The organism is Subtercola sp. YIM 133946 (genome assembly GCF_036553535.1).
In the GTDB taxonomy this organism is placed as follows: Bacteria; Actinomycetota; Actinomycetes; order Actinomycetales; family Microbacteriaceae; genus Subtercola.
Genome location: NZ_JAZHPE010000008.1, coordinates 95,450 through 111,749 on the forward strand (window position 1 = coordinate 95,450; position 16,300 = coordinate 111,749).

16 protein-coding genes are annotated in these 16,300 nt (G+C 67.3%); 9 read left to right on the forward strand and 7 right to left on the reverse strand.

The window, feature by feature from the left end; all coding sequences use genetic code 11:
- The first annotated feature begins 116 nt into the window (after nt 1-116).
- Together V3W46_RS01920 and V3W46_RS01925 are read left to right on the forward strand one after the other, a co-directional pair.
- Complete coding sequence (locus tag V3W46_RS01920) at nt 117-1,037, forward strand: LysR family transcriptional regulator (RefSeq protein ID WP_331781394.1); 921 nt, start codon at nt 117-119, stop codon at nt 1,035-1,037.
- A 50-nt stretch (nt 1,038-1,087) separates the two neighbouring features.
- Entirely contained in the window at nt 1,088-1,780 is a 693-nt protein-coding gene (locus tag V3W46_RS01925; RefSeq protein ID WP_331781395.1) for a GntR family transcriptional regulator, read from the forward strand.
- Here V3W46_RS01925 and V3W46_RS01930 read toward each other — a convergent pair.
- The 5 genes from V3W46_RS01930 to V3W46_RS01950 all read right to left on the reverse strand — a co-directional run bounded on the left by V3W46_RS01930 (nt 1,717) and on the right by V3W46_RS01950 (nt 8,014).
- The gene (locus V3W46_RS01930; protein ID WP_331781396.1) at nt 1,717-3,051 is read right to left on the reverse strand and encodes a DUF3500 domain-containing protein; all 1,335 of its coding nucleotides are present in this window, start codon (nt 3,049-3,051) and stop codon (nt 1,717-1,719) included. The genes V3W46_RS01925 and V3W46_RS01930 overlap by 64 nt on opposite strands.
- An 18-nt stretch (nt 3,052-3,069) precedes the next feature.
- A complete protein-coding gene (locus V3W46_RS01935) occupies nt 3,070-4,119 on the reverse strand; it encodes an amidohydrolase family protein (protein ID WP_331781397.1) in 1,050 nt (349 codons plus the stop codon).
- A gap of 16 nt (nt 4,120-4,135) precedes the next feature.
- Nucleotides 4,136-5,746, reverse strand: coding sequence for a sugar ABC transporter ATP-binding protein (locus V3W46_RS01940; protein ID WP_331781398.1), 1,611 nt, complete (start codon nt 5,744-5,746; stop codon nt 4,136-4,138).
- Entirely contained in the window at nt 5,743-6,912 is a 1,170-nt protein-coding gene (locus V3W46_RS01945; RefSeq protein WP_331781399.1) for a sugar ABC transporter substrate-binding protein, read from the reverse strand. The genes V3W46_RS01940 and V3W46_RS01945 overlap by 4 nt, the downstream gene beginning before the upstream one ends.
- Nucleotides 6,913-6,973: 61 nt before the next feature.
- The gene (locus V3W46_RS01950) at nt 6,974-8,014 is read right to left on the reverse strand and encodes an ABC transporter permease (protein WP_331781400.1); all 1,041 of its coding nucleotides are present in this window, start codon (nt 8,012-8,014) and stop codon (nt 6,974-6,976) included.
- A gap of 328 nt (nt 8,015-8,342) precedes the next feature.
- On the opposite strand from V3W46_RS01950, the gene V3W46_RS01955 reads away from it, so the two are divergent.
- From V3W46_RS01955 to V3W46_RS01975, 5 genes are read left to right on the forward strand one after another with little or no spacing between them, the layout of a single operon-like run.
- Complete coding sequence (locus tag V3W46_RS01955) at nt 8,343-9,641, forward strand: FAD-dependent monooxygenase (protein ID WP_331781401.1); 1,299 nt, start codon at nt 8,343-8,345, stop codon at nt 9,639-9,641.
- Nucleotides 9,638-10,102 (forward strand): nuclear transport factor 2 family protein, encoded by a 465-nt coding sequence (locus V3W46_RS01960; RefSeq protein ID WP_331781402.1) that lies wholly within the window; start codon nt 9,638-9,640, stop codon nt 10,100-10,102. Before V3W46_RS01955 ends, V3W46_RS01960 begins: the two co-directional genes overlap by 4 nt.
- Nucleotides 10,099-10,971, forward strand: coding sequence for a fumarylacetoacetate hydrolase family protein (locus V3W46_RS01965; protein WP_331781403.1), 873 nt, complete (start codon nt 10,099-10,101; stop codon nt 10,969-10,971). The genes V3W46_RS01960 and V3W46_RS01965 overlap by 4 nt, the downstream gene beginning before the upstream one ends.
- A gap of 3 nt (nt 10,972-10,974) precedes the next feature.
- Entirely contained in the window at nt 10,975-11,373 is a 399-nt protein-coding gene (locus V3W46_RS01970; RefSeq protein WP_331781404.1) for a RidA family protein, read from the forward strand.
- Nucleotides 11,370-12,596: a Bcr/CflA family efflux MFS transporter gene (locus tag V3W46_RS01975; RefSeq protein ID WP_331781405.1), complete on the forward strand. Its 1,227-nt coding sequence runs from the start codon at nt 11,370-11,372 to the stop codon at nt 12,594-12,596. Before V3W46_RS01970 ends, V3W46_RS01975 begins: the two co-directional genes overlap by 4 nt.
- Here V3W46_RS01975 and V3W46_RS01980 read toward each other — a convergent pair.
- Together V3W46_RS01980 and V3W46_RS01985 are read right to left on the reverse strand one after the other, a co-directional pair.
- Nucleotides 12,514-13,245 (reverse strand): tetrahydrofolate dehydrogenase/cyclohydrolase catalytic domain-containing protein, encoded by a 732-nt coding sequence (locus V3W46_RS01980; RefSeq protein ID WP_331781406.1) that lies wholly within the window; start codon nt 13,243-13,245, stop codon nt 12,514-12,516. The two genes, V3W46_RS01975 and V3W46_RS01980, sit on opposite strands and share 83 nt — an antisense overlap.
- On the reverse strand, nt 13,242-14,108 hold the full coding sequence (locus V3W46_RS01985; RefSeq protein WP_331781407.1) for a methylenetetrahydrofolate reductase: 867 nt from the start codon (nt 14,106-14,108) through the stop codon (nt 13,242-13,244). Before V3W46_RS01985 ends, V3W46_RS01980 begins: the two co-directional genes overlap by 4 nt.
- Before the next feature lie 49 nt (nt 14,109-14,157).
- Between V3W46_RS01985 and V3W46_RS01990 the strand changes: the two genes are divergently transcribed.
- Nucleotides 14,158-14,370: a hypothetical protein gene (locus V3W46_RS01990; protein ID WP_331781408.1), complete on the forward strand. Its 213-nt coding sequence runs from the start codon at nt 14,158-14,160 to the stop codon at nt 14,368-14,370.
- 505 nt (nt 14,371-14,875) lie between these two features.
- Nucleotides 14,876-16,243 (forward strand): aminomethyl transferase family protein, encoded by a 1,368-nt coding sequence (locus V3W46_RS01995; protein ID WP_331781409.1) that lies wholly within the window; start codon nt 14,876-14,878, stop codon nt 16,241-16,243.
- Nucleotides 16,244-16,300 lie beyond the last annotated feature (57 nt).

Consider the following 16,300-nt stretch of genomic DNA (forward strand, 5'->3'; position numbering starts at 1 on the left):
GCGTGGAAGGGGGTGAGATGCCCAGCTTCGCAGCGCGGGTTGGCCGGCAGGAAATACCGATCTGCACGCCGAGCCATAGTCTGGGCATATGGCGAGGCCGCCGATATGCTCAGAATATGGAGCTCCGCCACCTGCGCTACTTCACCGCCGTCGTCGAGGCGGGGTCGATCACGGCGGCCGCGGCGAAGCTTCACATCTCACAGCCGCCACTGAGCGTGGCGCTCGCGAAGCTCGAGGCCGAGCTCGGCGTGACACTGCTCGTGCGATCTGCCCGCGGTGTCGAACCGACCAGCGCCGGGCGCTACCTGCTCGACGCCTCGTCGCGGCTGCTCGGCGAGGTCGACGACGTCGTCGCCGCCCTCGGCCGGTTCGGCTCCGGCACAGCCGGGGCGATCACCATGGCGGTCGTGCCCGCGCTGATGTGGCACCGCGTGCCCACCCTCCTGCGCGCATACGCGAGCGAGGTGCCCGAGGTCGAGATCAAACTCGTCGACCCGCCGCCGTGGGTCGCGATCGACATGGTGCAGCAGAACACCGTCGATGTGGCCGCCATCATGGTGGCCGACCCGACGCGCTTCGCCGAGCGGTATCGCGACTCGCTCGACATCGTCGACTGGGGAGACATTCCGCTCGTCGCCGCACTGCCGCCCGACGAGGATGCCGCACCCGGCCCGCTGGCCTGGAGCACGTTCGACGGCCAGAGAATCGTGCTGCCCCGCCGCACGGCCGCGGTGCCGAGCCTGCCCGAGGCGGTCGAAGAGGCCCTGCGTCGCCACAACGTCGTGCCCGCCGCCATTCGCACCGTCGAGACCATCCAGACGAGCGTGCCGCTGATCGAGGCCGGCCTCGCCCGAGGCATCCTGCCCGACGCCGATCACGCCAGCCTTTCGCGGTTCGACCTGACCGTGCGACCCCTCGACCCCCCGCCCGAACCGCTTCGCGCGCTGGTGCTGTCGCGGTCGGGATCGGCCCGGAACGCGACGGTCGCACGCCTGCTGCGGCGTATCGCCGGGCATCCGCAAGATCCTGTGCGATAACATATAGGCTTGTCGGTACAATTTCGCCTTCACCGGAGAGGGGCTCACGCGTGGCTGTCAGCAAGGCCGAGCAGGCGTACCAGATCCTGAAGAAGCGCATCATGGACGGCACCGACGGGCCGGGCAAGCGGCTGGTCATCGATCAGCTCGGGCGCGAGTACAGCATCAGCTCGATTCCGTGGCGCGAGTCGCTGCGCCGGCTCGAGGCCGAGGGCTGGGTCGACATCGCGCCGAACGTGGGCGCCGTGGTGAAGACCTTCGACACCGACTCGTGGCAGCGGTCGATGCGCCTGCTGGCCAGGCTGAGCGGCCTCGCCACTGCCCTGTCGGCCGAGCGGCTCTCGGCCGACGACCTCGCTCAGGCCCGCGACCTCAATCGCCAGATGGGCGACGCCCTGGCCAACTTCGACGCCGGCGGCTTCGGGTCTCTGAACCGGCGCTTCCACGAACTGATCTGCTCGCGGTGCGACGACGAACGCCTGTTCGGCCTCGTCGTCTCCGAGTGGAACCGCCAGGAGCTCATCCGCCGCTCGGCATACTGGTACGCCCCCGGCCGGGCTCTCACCTCCATCGCCGAGCACACCGCCATTCTCGACCTGATCGAGGGCGGCGCCGACCCCGAGATGATCGAGACGGTGACCCGGCGCCACGACATCACGACCCTCGAGGCCGTGACGCACTACGAAGCAGAGCTGTCGGCCTCTGAATCGGTCGCCGGGCGCGCCTCGAACTCGGCGGTGTAGGCCCGGCCGTAGTCGTTGCCGTTCGGCAGCCGAAGCGTCGTGTGCACATGGAAGCGGGCCGGCAGCCGATTGTTCAGCCATACCCCGGCATGGTGGTCGAGTTCGGCGAGCACCACCGGGCTCTGGATGCGGAAGTAGAACGGCTGCGAGCCGTCGGTGGCTCCGTACCAGCTGAACCAGGTCTCGTCGAGGTGGTCGTCGAAGTCGGCCAACGCCGCTTCGCGTTGGTCGTCGACGAGCAGCGCGAAGCAGTCAGACACGATCGCACGCAGCAGCTGCCGCTGGGCGGGGGTGAACTCGGCGGCGCGGATTCCCTCGTACGGCACGACCCGATTGTCGCGGAACGCGCCGGCCACGTGCCGCTCGTCGGCCGGGTGCAGCCTCCCCTCGGGCATGGCGGGGTCGAGAACCGAATCGTAGACCACGGCCAGGTCGTGCTGCCGCTCTGAGAACGATCCGGCCAGCTGCACGGCGAGCTGTTCGCGGGCCTCGAAGAGGGGCGGATGCTCGTCTGACAGCGCGGGCTCGCCCCCGATGAACACCGGGGCGATCACCTGGCGCCCGCCGACCGTGACGAAGTTCAGCGCGACGTGATGCCCGAACAGCTGCCAGCCCCATGGTTCGGTGGCCGAGGGCTCGCCGAACAGCGAGAACCAGTAGCTGCGCTCGTTCATCACGGTTGGCAGGTCGACCAGCTCGCCGAGAAACCCGTTCAGCGCCATCGCCTCGCGCACCCGTTCATATCCCTCGGGGCTGAGCGATGCGCGCACCACGGCCAGAACGGCCTCGGTCTTCTCGTCGCCCAGCACCTCGAGCCGCAGGCCGACCCGGTAGACCACGAATTCGGGGTTGCTCCACGCGCGCCATTCGGGCGCATCGAGTGGGTGGCTGAGCTGGTCGCGTTCGCCCGGGGTGAGCAGCGCGAGCAGCCGCCGCGCGGCCGCGACCAGCGCCGGGTCGGCGGGCTCGAGCACGCGGGGCAGCCGGTACAGGCCCTTCTGCAGCACGCCGTCTGATGTGACGCCGGTGAACGGTTCGCGGTAGAGACCGTTCCAGTAGTCGAGCAGCTCGCGCAGAAACGGGGCCCGGTAGCGGTCTTGGGCGAACTGCTCGTAGGTCATACCGCGACTGTCGGCCAGCACCGGGTCGTCGTGGTCGTAGAGGTAGTTCTGGTAGCCGTCGCTCGGCAGCTCGATGGCTCCGTCTCTGCCGCTCACCCGAGCGGTCGAGAAGAAGCCGTCGATGTCGTCGTCGGTCGGGGTCTCGCTCATCGTGTGGTGCCGCCCGGGTCAGATCGGCAGGTTGAACAGACGCTTGGCGTTGCCGTACATCACGGCCTCGCGGTCGGCGTCGCTGATGTCGAGCTCGTTGTTCACGAAGTCGACGCCCTGGCTCATCCAGCCGTAGACGACGGGGAACGACGACCCGAAGAGGTAGTGGTCGGGGCCGTTGATCTGAAGCGCGGCCTCGACCTGGATCTTGCCCCAGGAGTGCGGGTGGGTGAGATCGAAGTAGATGTTGTTCTCGAGGTAGCTCTTGATCTTGTCGCCGCCGGTGGGGTCGAGGCGCACCATCGCCTCTTTCTTGTTCGAGGCGTGCGGCGTGAGCAGGGCGGTGTTGGCGAACCAGTTGCCGCCCAGCATCGTGTGGATGAAGCGCAGGCCGGGCATCCGGTCGAACATACCGCTGAACAGCTCGCGGCCGACGGCGGTCGCCTGGTCGGAGATGCGGCCGTATTCGCGACGCAGGTTGTTGTAGTCGATGACCGACTTCCACTCCACCGGCAGCGGTGTGTGGTGCACGACCACCGGAATGTCGAGCTTCTCGATGACCTTCAGGTAGGGCTCGAAGGCTTCATCGTCGAGGTAGAGCTGGCCGTAGTGGCAGGCGAGCTGCACGCCGACGGCGCCGAGGTCGCCGACGCAGCGCTCGAGCTCGTAGATGTTCTCTCTGCCGCCCCACGGTGGAACGCAGGCGGTGGAGAACAGGCGACCGCCCGACCGCTTCACGATGTCGTGCGCGTTGTCGTTGACGGCCTTGCACGTGTCGAGCGCGAGCCACTCCTGCCAGACGGGTACGCGCATGATGCCGAAGTCGACGCCGGCGTCATCCATCGCCGCGAGCTTCGACTCGACCGAGTAGTCGCCCTCGACGTAGTTGAGGTTCTGATAGCCCTTCGGCTTCTCGAGAATGAGCTGCTTCTTGCCGTTCTCCATAGTCGTGACCGTGGCGATCTCGCCGAAGCCGCGCGGCGCCGTGCTCAGAAAGCCGTCGAGCATCTTCTCGTTCGTGAACAGGTCTTCGGGCAGGTGATGGATGTTGATGTCGACGACGGTCATGTGGCGTTCCTTCTCGTTATTCGGTTTCGGTGTTCTGGCGGCGCAGGCGCGAGCGCGATCCGTTGGAGTAGATCGCCTCGACGATGCCGTCGGGGGTGAGCTCACCGGTCAGCTCCTGCCGCACCGTGCCCTCGTCGAAGACGAGGATGCGGTCGCAGAGCAGAGCGAGTTCGTTCTCGTCTGACCCGGCCACGAGCACGGCGCAGCCGTCGCTGGCAGCCGTGCGGATGGCCGCGACGAGCGTATGGCGGGCGCCGACATCGACGGCCTGTGTCGGTTCGTGCAGAATGAACAGCGTCGGCGCGGTGGCGAGCCACTTGGCGAGCAGCACCTTCTGCTGGTTGCCGCCGCTGAACGTCTTCACGACGGCACCGGGCTGGCGGGGCCGCACGTCGAGCCGATCCATCCAGCCGGCGACCTGCTGCCGCTCCTTCGCGCGGCCGATCGGCAGCAGGGCGCGGTCGGAGCGGCAGGTCTGCGGGAACGTCGCGTTCTCGGCGGCCGTCATGTTCATGGCGAGCCCGGTGTGCTCCCGCCCCTCCGGAACGAGCGAGATGCCGGCCGAGATCGCGACGGCCGGGGTGAGCCCGCGCACCGCGATCGCCCTGCCGTCGAGCGTGAGCGTGCCGGCGGCCGCCGCCGTGGCGCCGGTGAGCAGGTACGGCACGTCGTCGTAGCCCGAACCAGCGAGCCCGGTCAGCCCGAGCACCTCGCCGGGTGCGACGTCGAACGAGACGCCTGCGACGCCGGAGCCGGTGAGGCCCTCGACCCGCACGGGCGGCAGGTCGGGGCGGATGCCGTCGGGCTGCCGTTTCTCGAGATCGATGAGGTTGCGGCCGAGCATCATGGCCGTGAGGTCGCGTTCGTTCATGCCGGCTACCTCGCGTCCGGCCTCGACGACCCGGCCGTCGCGCAGAACGGTCACGCGGTCTGCCGCGTCGATGACCTCTTCGAGGCGGTGCGTGATCAGCAGCACCGCCGTGCCGCTCGACACGATCTCATCGAGAATCTGAAAGAAGTGCTCGAGCGAGCGACGGCCGAGCGCGCGGGTGGACTCGTCGAAGATGATCAGCCCGCTGCCCGCCTGGGCGTCCTGCAGTGCGCGGGCGATGGCGACCGTGGCACGCTCCTCTTCGCGCAGGCTGCCGACGGGGGCGTCGAGCGGTACCGAGCGGCCGAGGCGCCGGAACACCTCGACCGCGGCCTCACGCTCACGGTTCCAGTCGATGCGCCTGATGAAGCGGCTGCCCTTCAGGCGGCCGACGCGCATGTTCTCGAGCACACTCTGGCTGTCGACCAGGCCGAGGCTCTGATGCACGACCGCGACGCCCCGCTCACGGGCCTCGTCGGGTCGTACCGGCAGTCGCAGGTCGACGCCGTCGACCGACACGCGGGTGCCAGGGTCGGGGTTGTTGAGCCCCGTGAGCACCTTGGCGAGCGTCGACTTGCCCGAGCCGTTCTGACCGACGAGACCGTGGATCTCGCCGGGCCGAACCTCGATCGACACGTCACGCAGCACGCGATTGTTGCCGAACGTCATGAAGAGCGATTCGACCTGGAGGCGCGGCACCAGGGGCGCGAGCACTGTGGCTCGCACCCCCGACACTGCTGAGTCGTCACGACTCAATTGACACCCCACAGCTTCTTGAATTCGTCGGTGAAGGTGGTGGGGCCGAACCACTCGCCCGACTGCTGTGCGGCATCCGTCAGCGCGACACTGCTGATGTTGTCACGGGTGAACAGGCGGATCGGAATGGTGTACGCGGGTACCGTGGTGCCGTTGACCATGCGGATCGCGGCGTCGACGTCGATCCAGCCCTGGAAGGCGAGCGCCGGGCTGGCCACCGCGTACAAGAAGTTGTTGCTGGCGAGTGCCTGCAGGCTGCCGAGGCCGCCGGCCCCCGTCATGCCTTTGATGTCGGTACGGCCCGACTGCTGCACGCCCGCCTGGGTGGGCTGCAGGTACTGGTCGAACTGGGCCTCGACGTACCCGACGTCAGGGTTCTGCAGCAGAGCAGAACTCGTCGACGACGGAATGAGCGAGAAGCTCGAGACCGAGATGCCGTTCACGACGACGGTGCACCCGGGGCAGTCCGTCGCGAGCTGCGACTTCGCGGTCGCGACATAGCCGGCGGGGGAGGGGCCGTCTGTGCTCTGGTTGACGAGAAGTGAGCCTGATCCGCCCGAGTCCTGGGCGAACCACTGGAACAGGGCGACGTCCATGTCGCCGCCCGGCCCCTGCAGGGTCAGCAGCGTCTTCGAGTCGGGGTGCGTCGGATCGTCGAGCTGATTGTTGATGATGACGGGGATGCCCGCCGCCTGCGCTGCATCGAAGGCGTTCGACGCCTCGGCGTAGGGGATGGCGTCGGTGACGATCGCCGCGGCGCCCGCCTGGGTGGCCTGGTTGATGCACGCGCTGATGTCGGTCGGGGTGCCCTTGCCGTCGCACTGCTGCAGGGTGGCGCCGACGCTGGTGAGCGCGGCGGTCATCGCGTTGGCGACGACGGTGAAGGCCGGCGACTGCAGCGTGATCGGAATGTAGTAGACCGTCTTGCCCTTCATCGAGCTGACGTCGGCGATCGCGTCGGTCGGCACGGGGTAGGCGCTGAGCGGGTTCTCGACGGTGCTGACGGCCGCCGACAGAGAGCTCGAACCGGCACTCGCCGTGGAGGTCGATGCCGACGTGCCGGTGTCAGACGAGCATCCGGCCAGGGCCAGGGCCCCGATGGCGAGGCCGCTCAGGGTGGCGAGTGTCGCCGCCCTTCGGCTCGTGAAGCGTGGTCGTGTTCTCATTTCGGTTCTCCTTATTGACAGCGTTGGCAAACGGATGGACAGGACGCGGTGCAGTGCGGGTTCAGCGGGTTCTCTTGTTCAGTACGGTCGAGATGGTGACGGCGATCACGAGCACACCGCCGTAGAAGACGCTCGACACCCACGAGGTGGCGCCGAGCAGTTGCAGGCCGAGCACGCCGGTCGCCAGAAAGTAGACGGCGATGAGCGTGCCGAGCGGGTTGAATCTGCCGGGCATGAGAATGGCGGTGCCCAGGAAGGTCGCGGCGAACACCGGCAGCAGGTAGCTCTGCGACACCGACGGGTCGAAGCCGCCGGTCGCGGCCGCTGCCATCACGCCTCCGACGCCGGCGATGACGCCCGCCATGATGAAGGCGCCCAGACGGATGCGCGTCACCCGCACCCCGGCCAGCCGGCTCACTTCACGGTTCTCGCCGACGAACCGCATGTTGCGGCCGAGCGGGGTGAAGGTGAGGATGTAGGCGAAGACCAGCATGAGCAGCACGCCGAGGTAGAAGCTGATCGGCAGGCCCAGGATGTTCAGGGTCGAGATCTGGGCGAAGTACGTCGGCAGGCCGCTCACCGGCATCAGGTTGCTGAGGAACAGCGAGATGCCGAGCAGGAACGTTCCCATGCCGAGGGTCACCACGATGGTGTTGACCCCGAGCCTGACCACCAGGAAGCCGTTCACCGCACCCACGAGTGCACACGCGACGACGGCTGCGATGGCGGCGGCCCACACGTTCCAGTGGTGTGTCACGGTGAGCACGGTGACGAGAATGGCGCCGAGCCCGAAGTTCGAGGCGACCGAGAGGTCGACGAACTCGCCGACGATGATCGTGCACAGCAGGGCTGCCGAGAGGAAGACGAGCGCCTGCTGGCTGCCGAAGATGGTGCGGAAGGCGCCGACGGTCAGAAACGTGTGCGGCTTCAGAACGCTGAACAGAATGATCATCAGCAGCCACACGCCGATGACCGCGAAGCGCGAGCTGAACCAGCCGAACGAGAAACTGCCGCGCCGTCGCGTGGCGTCATACATGTCGACAGAACCGGTGTACGGGTCTGGGGTGGTAGCGGCTGTCGCGCTGCTCGACGTTTTGGTCATTGAAGACGTGCTCCCGATTCTCGCTGTGCGCGATACCGTTCCGCGCACAGCTGCGTGCACCGGGTTCGCACCGGCATCGCGCCTTTGCGGACACCAGATCGTGTGCGAAAGCATATGCGTATCCCGACGAAATGAACAGTGGGTTTCACGAGCCGATAGGTATTTCGCATAAAATAGCCTGATGAGACTCGCATAAGAAGTTTTTCGCAACTGCTTCGTGTCTGATCCCGCACCAGAATTGCTCCAGTCATCACACTTGAGATCGTGTGTGATCCGACCTAGGATCGGCTCCACGCCTCGACGCTGAGACGCAGAGAAAGAGGGACAGATGAGTAAGACACTCGACATCGCCATCATCGGCGCCGGCCCCGGCGGGCTCGTTGCCGCTCTGCGGCTGCACCAGAGAGGCTTCAGACCGAAGATCTACGAGTCGGTTCAAGAACTCAAACCACTCGGTGTCGGCATCGACGTCAAGGTCTACGGCACCAAAGAGCTCGACGAGCTCGGCCTGCTCGACGAGTTCCGCGCCATGTCGGTCGACGCGAAAGAGTCGATCTTCTTCAACAAGTACGGTCAGGAGATCTACGCCGAGCTCTGCGGGGTGCACATGGGGTACCTCTACGAGCAGCGCTTCGTGCACCGCGGCACTCTGCAGATGCTGCTGTACAAGACGGTTCTCGAGCGGCTCGGTGACGACGCGGTGGTGCAGGGCCAGCGCGTGCTCGGCTACACCAACGACCACGACGGCAGCGGGGTGATGCTCGACGTGCAGAACCGCGACGGCACCTCGAGCTCGGTGCACGCAGACCTCGTCGTCGCCTCTGACGGTATCAACTCGGTGGTGCGCCGCCAGATGCACCCCGAGAGTGCCGACCCGGTGTACTCGGGAATCACCATGTATCGGGGAACGACGCTGATGAAGCCGTTCAAGTCGGGCGGCACCATTCTGCACATCGGCGCTCCGCAGATCTCGAGCATGATCGTCTACCCCATCGCCGACGACTTCGAGGGCACCGGCCTCACCCTGGTGAACTGGGTGGTCGAGGCCGAGCGCGAGAAGTCGATCGAAGACTGGAACCAGCTCGGCAGCGTCGACGAGATCATGCATTACTACGACGAGACCGACATTCCGTTTCTCGACGTGCAGCAGATGCTGCGGGATGCCCGCGAGGTCTATCTCTTTCCCCTCATTCGACACGACCCGCTCGACAGCTGGATCGACGGCCGCGTCATCATGATCGGCGACGCTGCCCACGCCATGTACCCGCGCGGCGGCAACGGAGCCTGCCAGGCCATCGTCGACGGTGGCGTGCTGGCCGAGAAGCTCGACTCGATCGACGACGTCGATGAGGCGTTGCAGGCGTTCCAGGATGTTCGGCTGAAGGCCGTCAACGGCATCGTCATGGCGCACCGCGGCGAAGGCTATGAGATCATCCGACGCATGGTCGAAGAGCGCACGAATGGGGAACGCTTCGCTGACATCGAAGAGGTGCTGCCGCTGGCCGAGGCCGACGGCATCTTCAGCACGTACCACAAGCTCGTGGGTCAGGAACGGCCGGGGCACGACGACGGTGAAGCGACCGGTTTCCGCACGTGGGACGTACTGGCCAGCGAGCCCTCGGCATGACCACGGCGCACCCGGCCGACGCCGGCGAGGCCACCCAGCTTCTCGCGACGGAGAATCGCCGCATCCGGGCCCTGCTCGACGGCGACGTGGCCACTCTCGACGAGCTGTTCGACGACAGCCTGGTGCACATCCACGCCCCGGGGCTGGTTCAAGACAAGGCGAAGTTGCTCGAGCACGTCGCGGTTCGGCGGGCCTACCGCAGCATCGAGCGCGGCGAACTGACCATGCGGGTCGCGGGCGATGTCGCGGTCGTGACGGGCACCATCACCAACCGGCTGGCGACGGCCGAGGGTGGGGAGCGCACCGTCGAGGGCGTCGCCACCCAGGTTCTGGTGCGTGCCGATGACGGCACATGGCGGTACCTCAGCTTCCAGATGACGCCGTTCACCGAACAGGCCTGGGGCGCGCTACCGTCAGAACACGAGCAGGCCGCCGAGAACCGACCGAAGGAACAGCAGTGAAGATCGCCCGCTACCACGTCGCCGAAGGCGATTCGCGCCTGGGCCGGATCGACGGCGACCGCCTCACCGACATCTCCGACGTGCCGGGGGTCGGAACGTCGCTGCGGGCGATCCTCCCCGGCCTCGCCGGCCTCACTCCGGCGATCCTAGCGGCCTCGGGGCAGAGCTACGACCTCGGCGAGGTGGTGCTCGAGGCGCCCATCGACGACCCGCAGAAGTACCTCGGCATCGGAATGAACTACCGGGAGCATGCCGAGGAGGCCCGGGCGGCGGGCATCCCGACCCCCACCAGCCAGTTGTGGTTCAACAAGCAGGTGTCGTGCATCGTCGGGCCGTACGATGGAATCGTGAAGCCCGACATCTCGGATGCCCTCGACTACGAGATAGAACTCGGAGTGGTGATCGGCCAGAAGTGCAAGAACGTGCCGGTCGAGAATGCGCGACAGGTGATCGCAGGCTATCTCGTCGCCAACGACGTGTCGGTTCGCGACTGGCTGCAGAAGCGCTCGCCCACCTTCACGCTCGGCAAGTCGTTCGACACCCACGGGCCGATCGGGCCGTGGCTGACCACCGACGACGAGATCGTCGACCCGCTGGCGCTGCAGATGACGCTCACGGTCAACGGCGAGGTGCGGCAGCAGTGGCCGACCGACGACATGATCTACACGATCTACGAGCAGATCGCCTACCTCACGCAGGTGATGACCCTGATGCCCGGAGACATTCTGGCCACCGGCACGCCGGCAGGCATCGGCGCGCCGACCGGTGACTTCCTGAAGGTGGGCGACGTGGTGCGGGCCGAGATCGACGGGCTCGGCGCCATCGAGAACCGGGTCGTCGCAGAGGGCAGCACCGGGGTCGGGGCCTGACCTGTGCCGCGGCGCGTCAGCATCGATCTGCCGGGATTCGGGCACGCCAACCCGATTCCGGCTGCGTCGAGAATCGGGCCGTTCGTGTTCTCGGGCGTGCTGACGGGCCGTGACCCCGAGACACGGCAGATGGCGCCGACCCTCGACGAGCAGTGCGCCAACGTCTTCGTACACGTGCGCGAACTGCTTGCCGCCGCGGGCGGGTCGACCGACGACATCGTGAAGATGACCTTCTGGCTGGCTGACTACCGCGACCGCGACGCGCTCAACCGCGAGTGGCTCGCAATGTTTCCCGACGCAGCGAGCAGACCCGCGCGGCAGGTCGTGGCGGCGGTGCTCGACGGTGGCTCGCTCGTTCAGTGCGACCTCGTCGCCGTGCTCGAGGGAACCATCGCGCCATGAGCCCGGTGGGCGAGACGCGGGCCACGCGGCTCGAAGGGTCGACGGGGTGGGTGCTCGCCATTCTCGCCCTGCTCACGGCGGCCGCGCCCCTGTCGGTCGACATCTACACCCCGTCGCTGCCCCTCATCCAGCGCGACCTGGGAGGCGACGAGTGGCTGACCCAGTCGAGCATCACGGCCTGCCTGCTGGGCGTCGGAATCGGCCAGCTGCTGTGGGGCCCGCTCAGCGACCGCACCGGCCGGCGACCGGTCATCTTCTTCGGGGTCCTCGGCTGGACCATCACCTCGCTGTTGAGCGCGCTCGCCGTGACGCCCGTCATGCTGCTGTCGCTGCGCGGCCTCGCCGGGCTCTGCGGCGCCGCCGGAATCGTGGTCGCGCGCAGCGTCGTGCGCGACATCTCGTCAGATCGCAGGGCGGTCGCCTCCCGCGTCGGAATCCTCTCGATGGTGAACGCCGTCGCCCCGGTCGTCGCCCCCGTCATCGGCGCGGTGATCGCGATCGCCTGGGGCTGGCGGGCCGACTTCGTGGCGCTCGCGGCCTTCGGCGCCGCGGTCGGGCTGGCCTTTGCGCTGACGGTGCCCGAGACGCTGCCCGCCGACCGGCGCACCGGCGGCGGCGCCCGCACGATCGCCTCCTCACTGGCTGGGGGTCTGCGAAACCGGGAGCTGGCCGCGGTGGCGATCGCGCTCGGGGCGCATGCGTTCGGGTTCTATGCGTACATCACGAGTGCGTCGTTCATCGTCGAACGGCAGTTCGGGCATCCACCCATCGTGTTCGCCCTGGTGTTCGGCACGAACGCGGCGGCGATGCTGTCGGCCAATCTGGTCTTCCGGCGGCTGGTGCGTCGCCGGCATCCGTCGCTGCCGCTCGGCATCGGCCTCGTCGCGTGCGCCGTGAGTGGCGCCGTGCTGTTCGCGACCGCAGCCGTACGGGGGCCCGAGGGTGTGCTCTGGGCGGCGTCGATCGTGTTCGCCGGCGGCACGGGGCTCGTGCTGCCGAGCGCGCACAGCTGGGGGCAGCTGACGGTGGTGGCGAGCGGAGTCGCGTCGGCGCTCACCGGTTCGGCGCAGTTTCTCGGCGGCGTGCTCGGGTCGCCCCTGACCGGTCTGCTCGGTGTGACCGCCGAGAATCTCGGCCTGGTCATGACGATCGCCTCCTCAGTCGCCATCGTCGCCTGGGTTGTGGCCCGCCGCGCCGAACGCGCAGCGCACCCCGGCCCCTGAGGCTCATTCGGCGAGGGTCGCCGATGACGTCGGCTCTGCGCAGCAGCTCGCTGAGGTCGCGCGTGCCGGTGTGCGTCAGCGTGACGGTGGCGTTGCAGGCGCGGCGGGTCAGCAGCAGGCCGATCGACCTGCCGACCGTCACGCCGCGGCCGACAACCACGACGTCGAGGCCCTGCCACGACAGCCCGTGGCGTTCGACGAGCTCGATGATACCGCGCGGCGTGCACGGCAGCGGCGAATCGAGGGGGCCACTCACGTTCAGCACCAGCCTCCCGAGGTTCGTCGGGTGCAGGCCGTCGGCATCCTTCGCCGGGTCGATCAGTTCGAGCACCCGGTCGGTGTCGAGATGCAGCGGCAACGGCAGCTGCACGATGTAGCCGGTGCAGGTGGGGTCGGCGTTCAACTGACCGATGACCGCCTCGAGCTCGGCCTGTGTCGTGTCGCCGGGCAGGTCGCGGCGCAATGAGGCGATGCCAACCTCGGCGCAGTCGCGGTGCTTGCCCGCCACGTACCACTGCGATCCCGGGTCGTCGCCGACCAGAACCGTGGCCAGGCCCGGCACCACACCGCGTCGGCGCAGGCGCGCCACCCGCTCGGCGAGCTCGCTCTTGATCGCGGCGGCGGTGCCGTCGAGTGTTCTGGCGGTCATCGGCGCCCGAGCCGTTGCTTCTCGCTGAAGTCGCGAATCCACTCGCTGGTGGCCTTGAGCCCGCCGAACGTGTAGAAGTGCAGGTGCAGTTCGCCGTGCAGCGTCTCGTCGTACTTCGCTGCGAGGTTGGTGATGAATCGGTCGGGGCCGGCCGTGCCGAGCAGGTTGGTGATCGAGAAGCCGTACTTCTTCGCGATGCCCGCACTCGAGGCGACGCCGAAGCGTGAGGCGAAGGTCACCAGGCGCTTGATTCCCGCCGGTCCCGGAACGCCGATGCGCACCGGCAGATCGATGCCCCGGGCCCGCACCTTCTCGATCCACGCGAGCACGGGATCTTCGTCGAACGAGAACTGGGTGATGATCGAGCCGCTGAGGCCCTGCTGCGTGAGGGCGGCCGCCTTGTCGGTGAGTGCTGCCCACAGCACATCCTCCGCGATGTCGGGGTGGCCCTCGGGGTAACCCGAGATGTTGACCTCGGTCACGCCGTACTTCTGCAGCAGGCCGGTCTGGATGATCTGCAGCGAGTCGGCGTACGGACCCTCGGGCGTGTGCGGGTCGCCGCCCACCGTAAACACGCTGTCGACGGTGCCCTGCCCCTGCAGGGCGGCGAGGAACTCCTCGAGCATCGCCTGGTCGGCAATACGCCGGGCCGAGATGTGCGGAACCGGCACAAAACCGCCGTCTCTGACCGCCTTCGCCGCAGCGAGTCGCAGCTCGAGGTTCTCGTTGCCGAGGAAGGTCACGTTCACCCGGGTGCCCGGCGGCAGAAACGGGGCCGCCTCCTGCAGGCCGGGAATGTCTTTGCCCGTCATCTCGATCGAGTAGTCCTCGAGCAGCAGAGCGGGAGAAGTGGTGTTCGCCATTGAATGTCCTTCGGATCCGGAGGGTCTCAGTCATATGTAACCATATCAGGTGGCTGAGTACATTCCATATCCATCCCCACGCCACGGGCATCCGGTTCGCGCACTCCGGCACGGCATGGCCGGCCAGGCCGGGTATGAGTTCATCGGCGACTATGCCGACCACGATGCCGTCACGGAGGCGTTGCTGGCGGCGGGCGCGCCGCTCGGCGTCGTGCACCTCGGAGGCATGTCGTACGCCACGAGCGGCATCGAGAGCGGCTGAATTCCCACCCCCACCCCCGGCGATCTACGACGACCCGAGCCTGCGACCCTACCGCGAGTCGCTCAGCCTCCTCTCGTATGAGGGGCAGAACCCGTTGTACGGGTCGTTCTACTCCGACGACGTTCGCGACTACTACACCTCGCCCTAGGAGCTGGGGTACGGCAGGTCGCTGTCGTTCAATCACGACTTCGTGGGCCGGGATGCCCTCGAGAAGGCTCGGGACGAGACCACGAGGTCGCCACGCCCGGCACCGACATCGAGTTCGTCTGGGGTGAGCATCCCGGCCACGGTACGGCGAGCGACGCCCACCTCGGCTACACCCGCATCAGGGCGACGGTTCGGCCCGCGCCCTACGATGCCCACGCGCGGGAGAAGTACCGCTCGGTCTCCCTCGGACGGTGATCAGACGGCTGTAATGTTTACGGTAGCTGACATGTTGACAGAAGTCTGATATATTGATCTCGATCCCGCATCGTCGCGGGCCTTCATGCCGAGAGGAATCCCAATGGCAAGTCTCGAAGACGAGATTCAGAAAGTCGGCGGCCCACTGCAGCTGCTGCAGAGCGGCCGGTCGGGGGCGTACCAGTTTCCGGTCAAGCCCGAGTTCACCAACTGGCGAGACGAGCAGGAGTCGTGGCGCAGGTCTGCGGCCCTGATGGACCTGTCGCTGCACATGAACGACCTGACCGTGAAGGGGCCCGACACCTACCGGCTGCTCGCCGACCTCGGAGCGAACAGCTTCAGGGGGTTCGGCCCGATGAAGGCGAAGCAGCTGATCGCGGTGGGCCACGACGGCAACATGATCGGCGACGCTATTCTGTTCTGCCTGGCCGAGAACCACGTGCGCATCGTCGGCCGACCACCGGTGTCGAACTGGGTGCAGTTCAACGCCGAGACGGGCGACTACGACGTCGAACTCAGCCGCGACGAACGCAGCGTGCAGAACCCGAACGGAGCGCGCGAGTTCTACCGGCTGCAGCTGCAGGGCCCGAACGCCACGAAGATCTTCGAGAAGGTCAACGGCGGCCCGCTGCCCGAGATCAAGTTCTTCCACATGGGCACCTTCCGGATCGGCGAGTACCAGACCACCGCGCTCAACCACCGCATGTCGGGCTTTCCCGGTCTCGAGTTCTTCGGCCCCTACGCTGACTACGAGGGCATCGTCGCCACGCTGATGGAGGCCGGCAAGGAGTTCGGCATCACCCGCATCGGCGGCCGCGCGTACGCCTCGGTCGCGGGCGAGTCGGGCTGGATCGCCAACACGGTTCCCGCCATCTACAGCAGCGACGAGATGAAGCCGTTTCGCGAGTGGCTGCCGGCGAAGTCGTTCGAGGCGAACCTCGCCCTCGGCGGCAGTTTCGTCTCCGACACCATCGAAGACTATTACGTCACACCGTGGGATCTCGGCTACACGCACATCACGAAGTTCGACCACGAGTTCGTCGGCCGCGAGGCGCTCGAGCGTCGAGCGGGCGAGAAGCACCGGGTGAAGGCCTGGATCACGTGGAATCGCGACGACGTCGCGAGTGTGTTCGCGAGCATGTACAACGAGGGCGACAAGCGTTTCAAGTACATCGAGATGCCCGCCGCCTTCTACACGGCCTCGGGCTGGGACCGCATCGAGAAAGACGGCAGGCTCGTCGGAATCTCGATGCTGCCCAACTACTCGTCGAACGTGCGCGGCTGGATCTCGCTCGGCATGATCGACGAAGACGAGCACCACTTCGGCGACGAAGTCGAGCTGGTCTGGGGCGAGCCGAACGGCGGTTCTGACAACCCGGCGGTCGAGCGGCACACCCAGACGAAGATCAGGGCCACGATCATCCCGCGCCCGTTCAGCGAGGTGACCGAGGGGTCGGGCAACCGTTCGTAGGGTGCCGCACCGACAGGCCGGCCCGGGCCGGGCACCCCGTGCTGGCGCGCCCGGCCC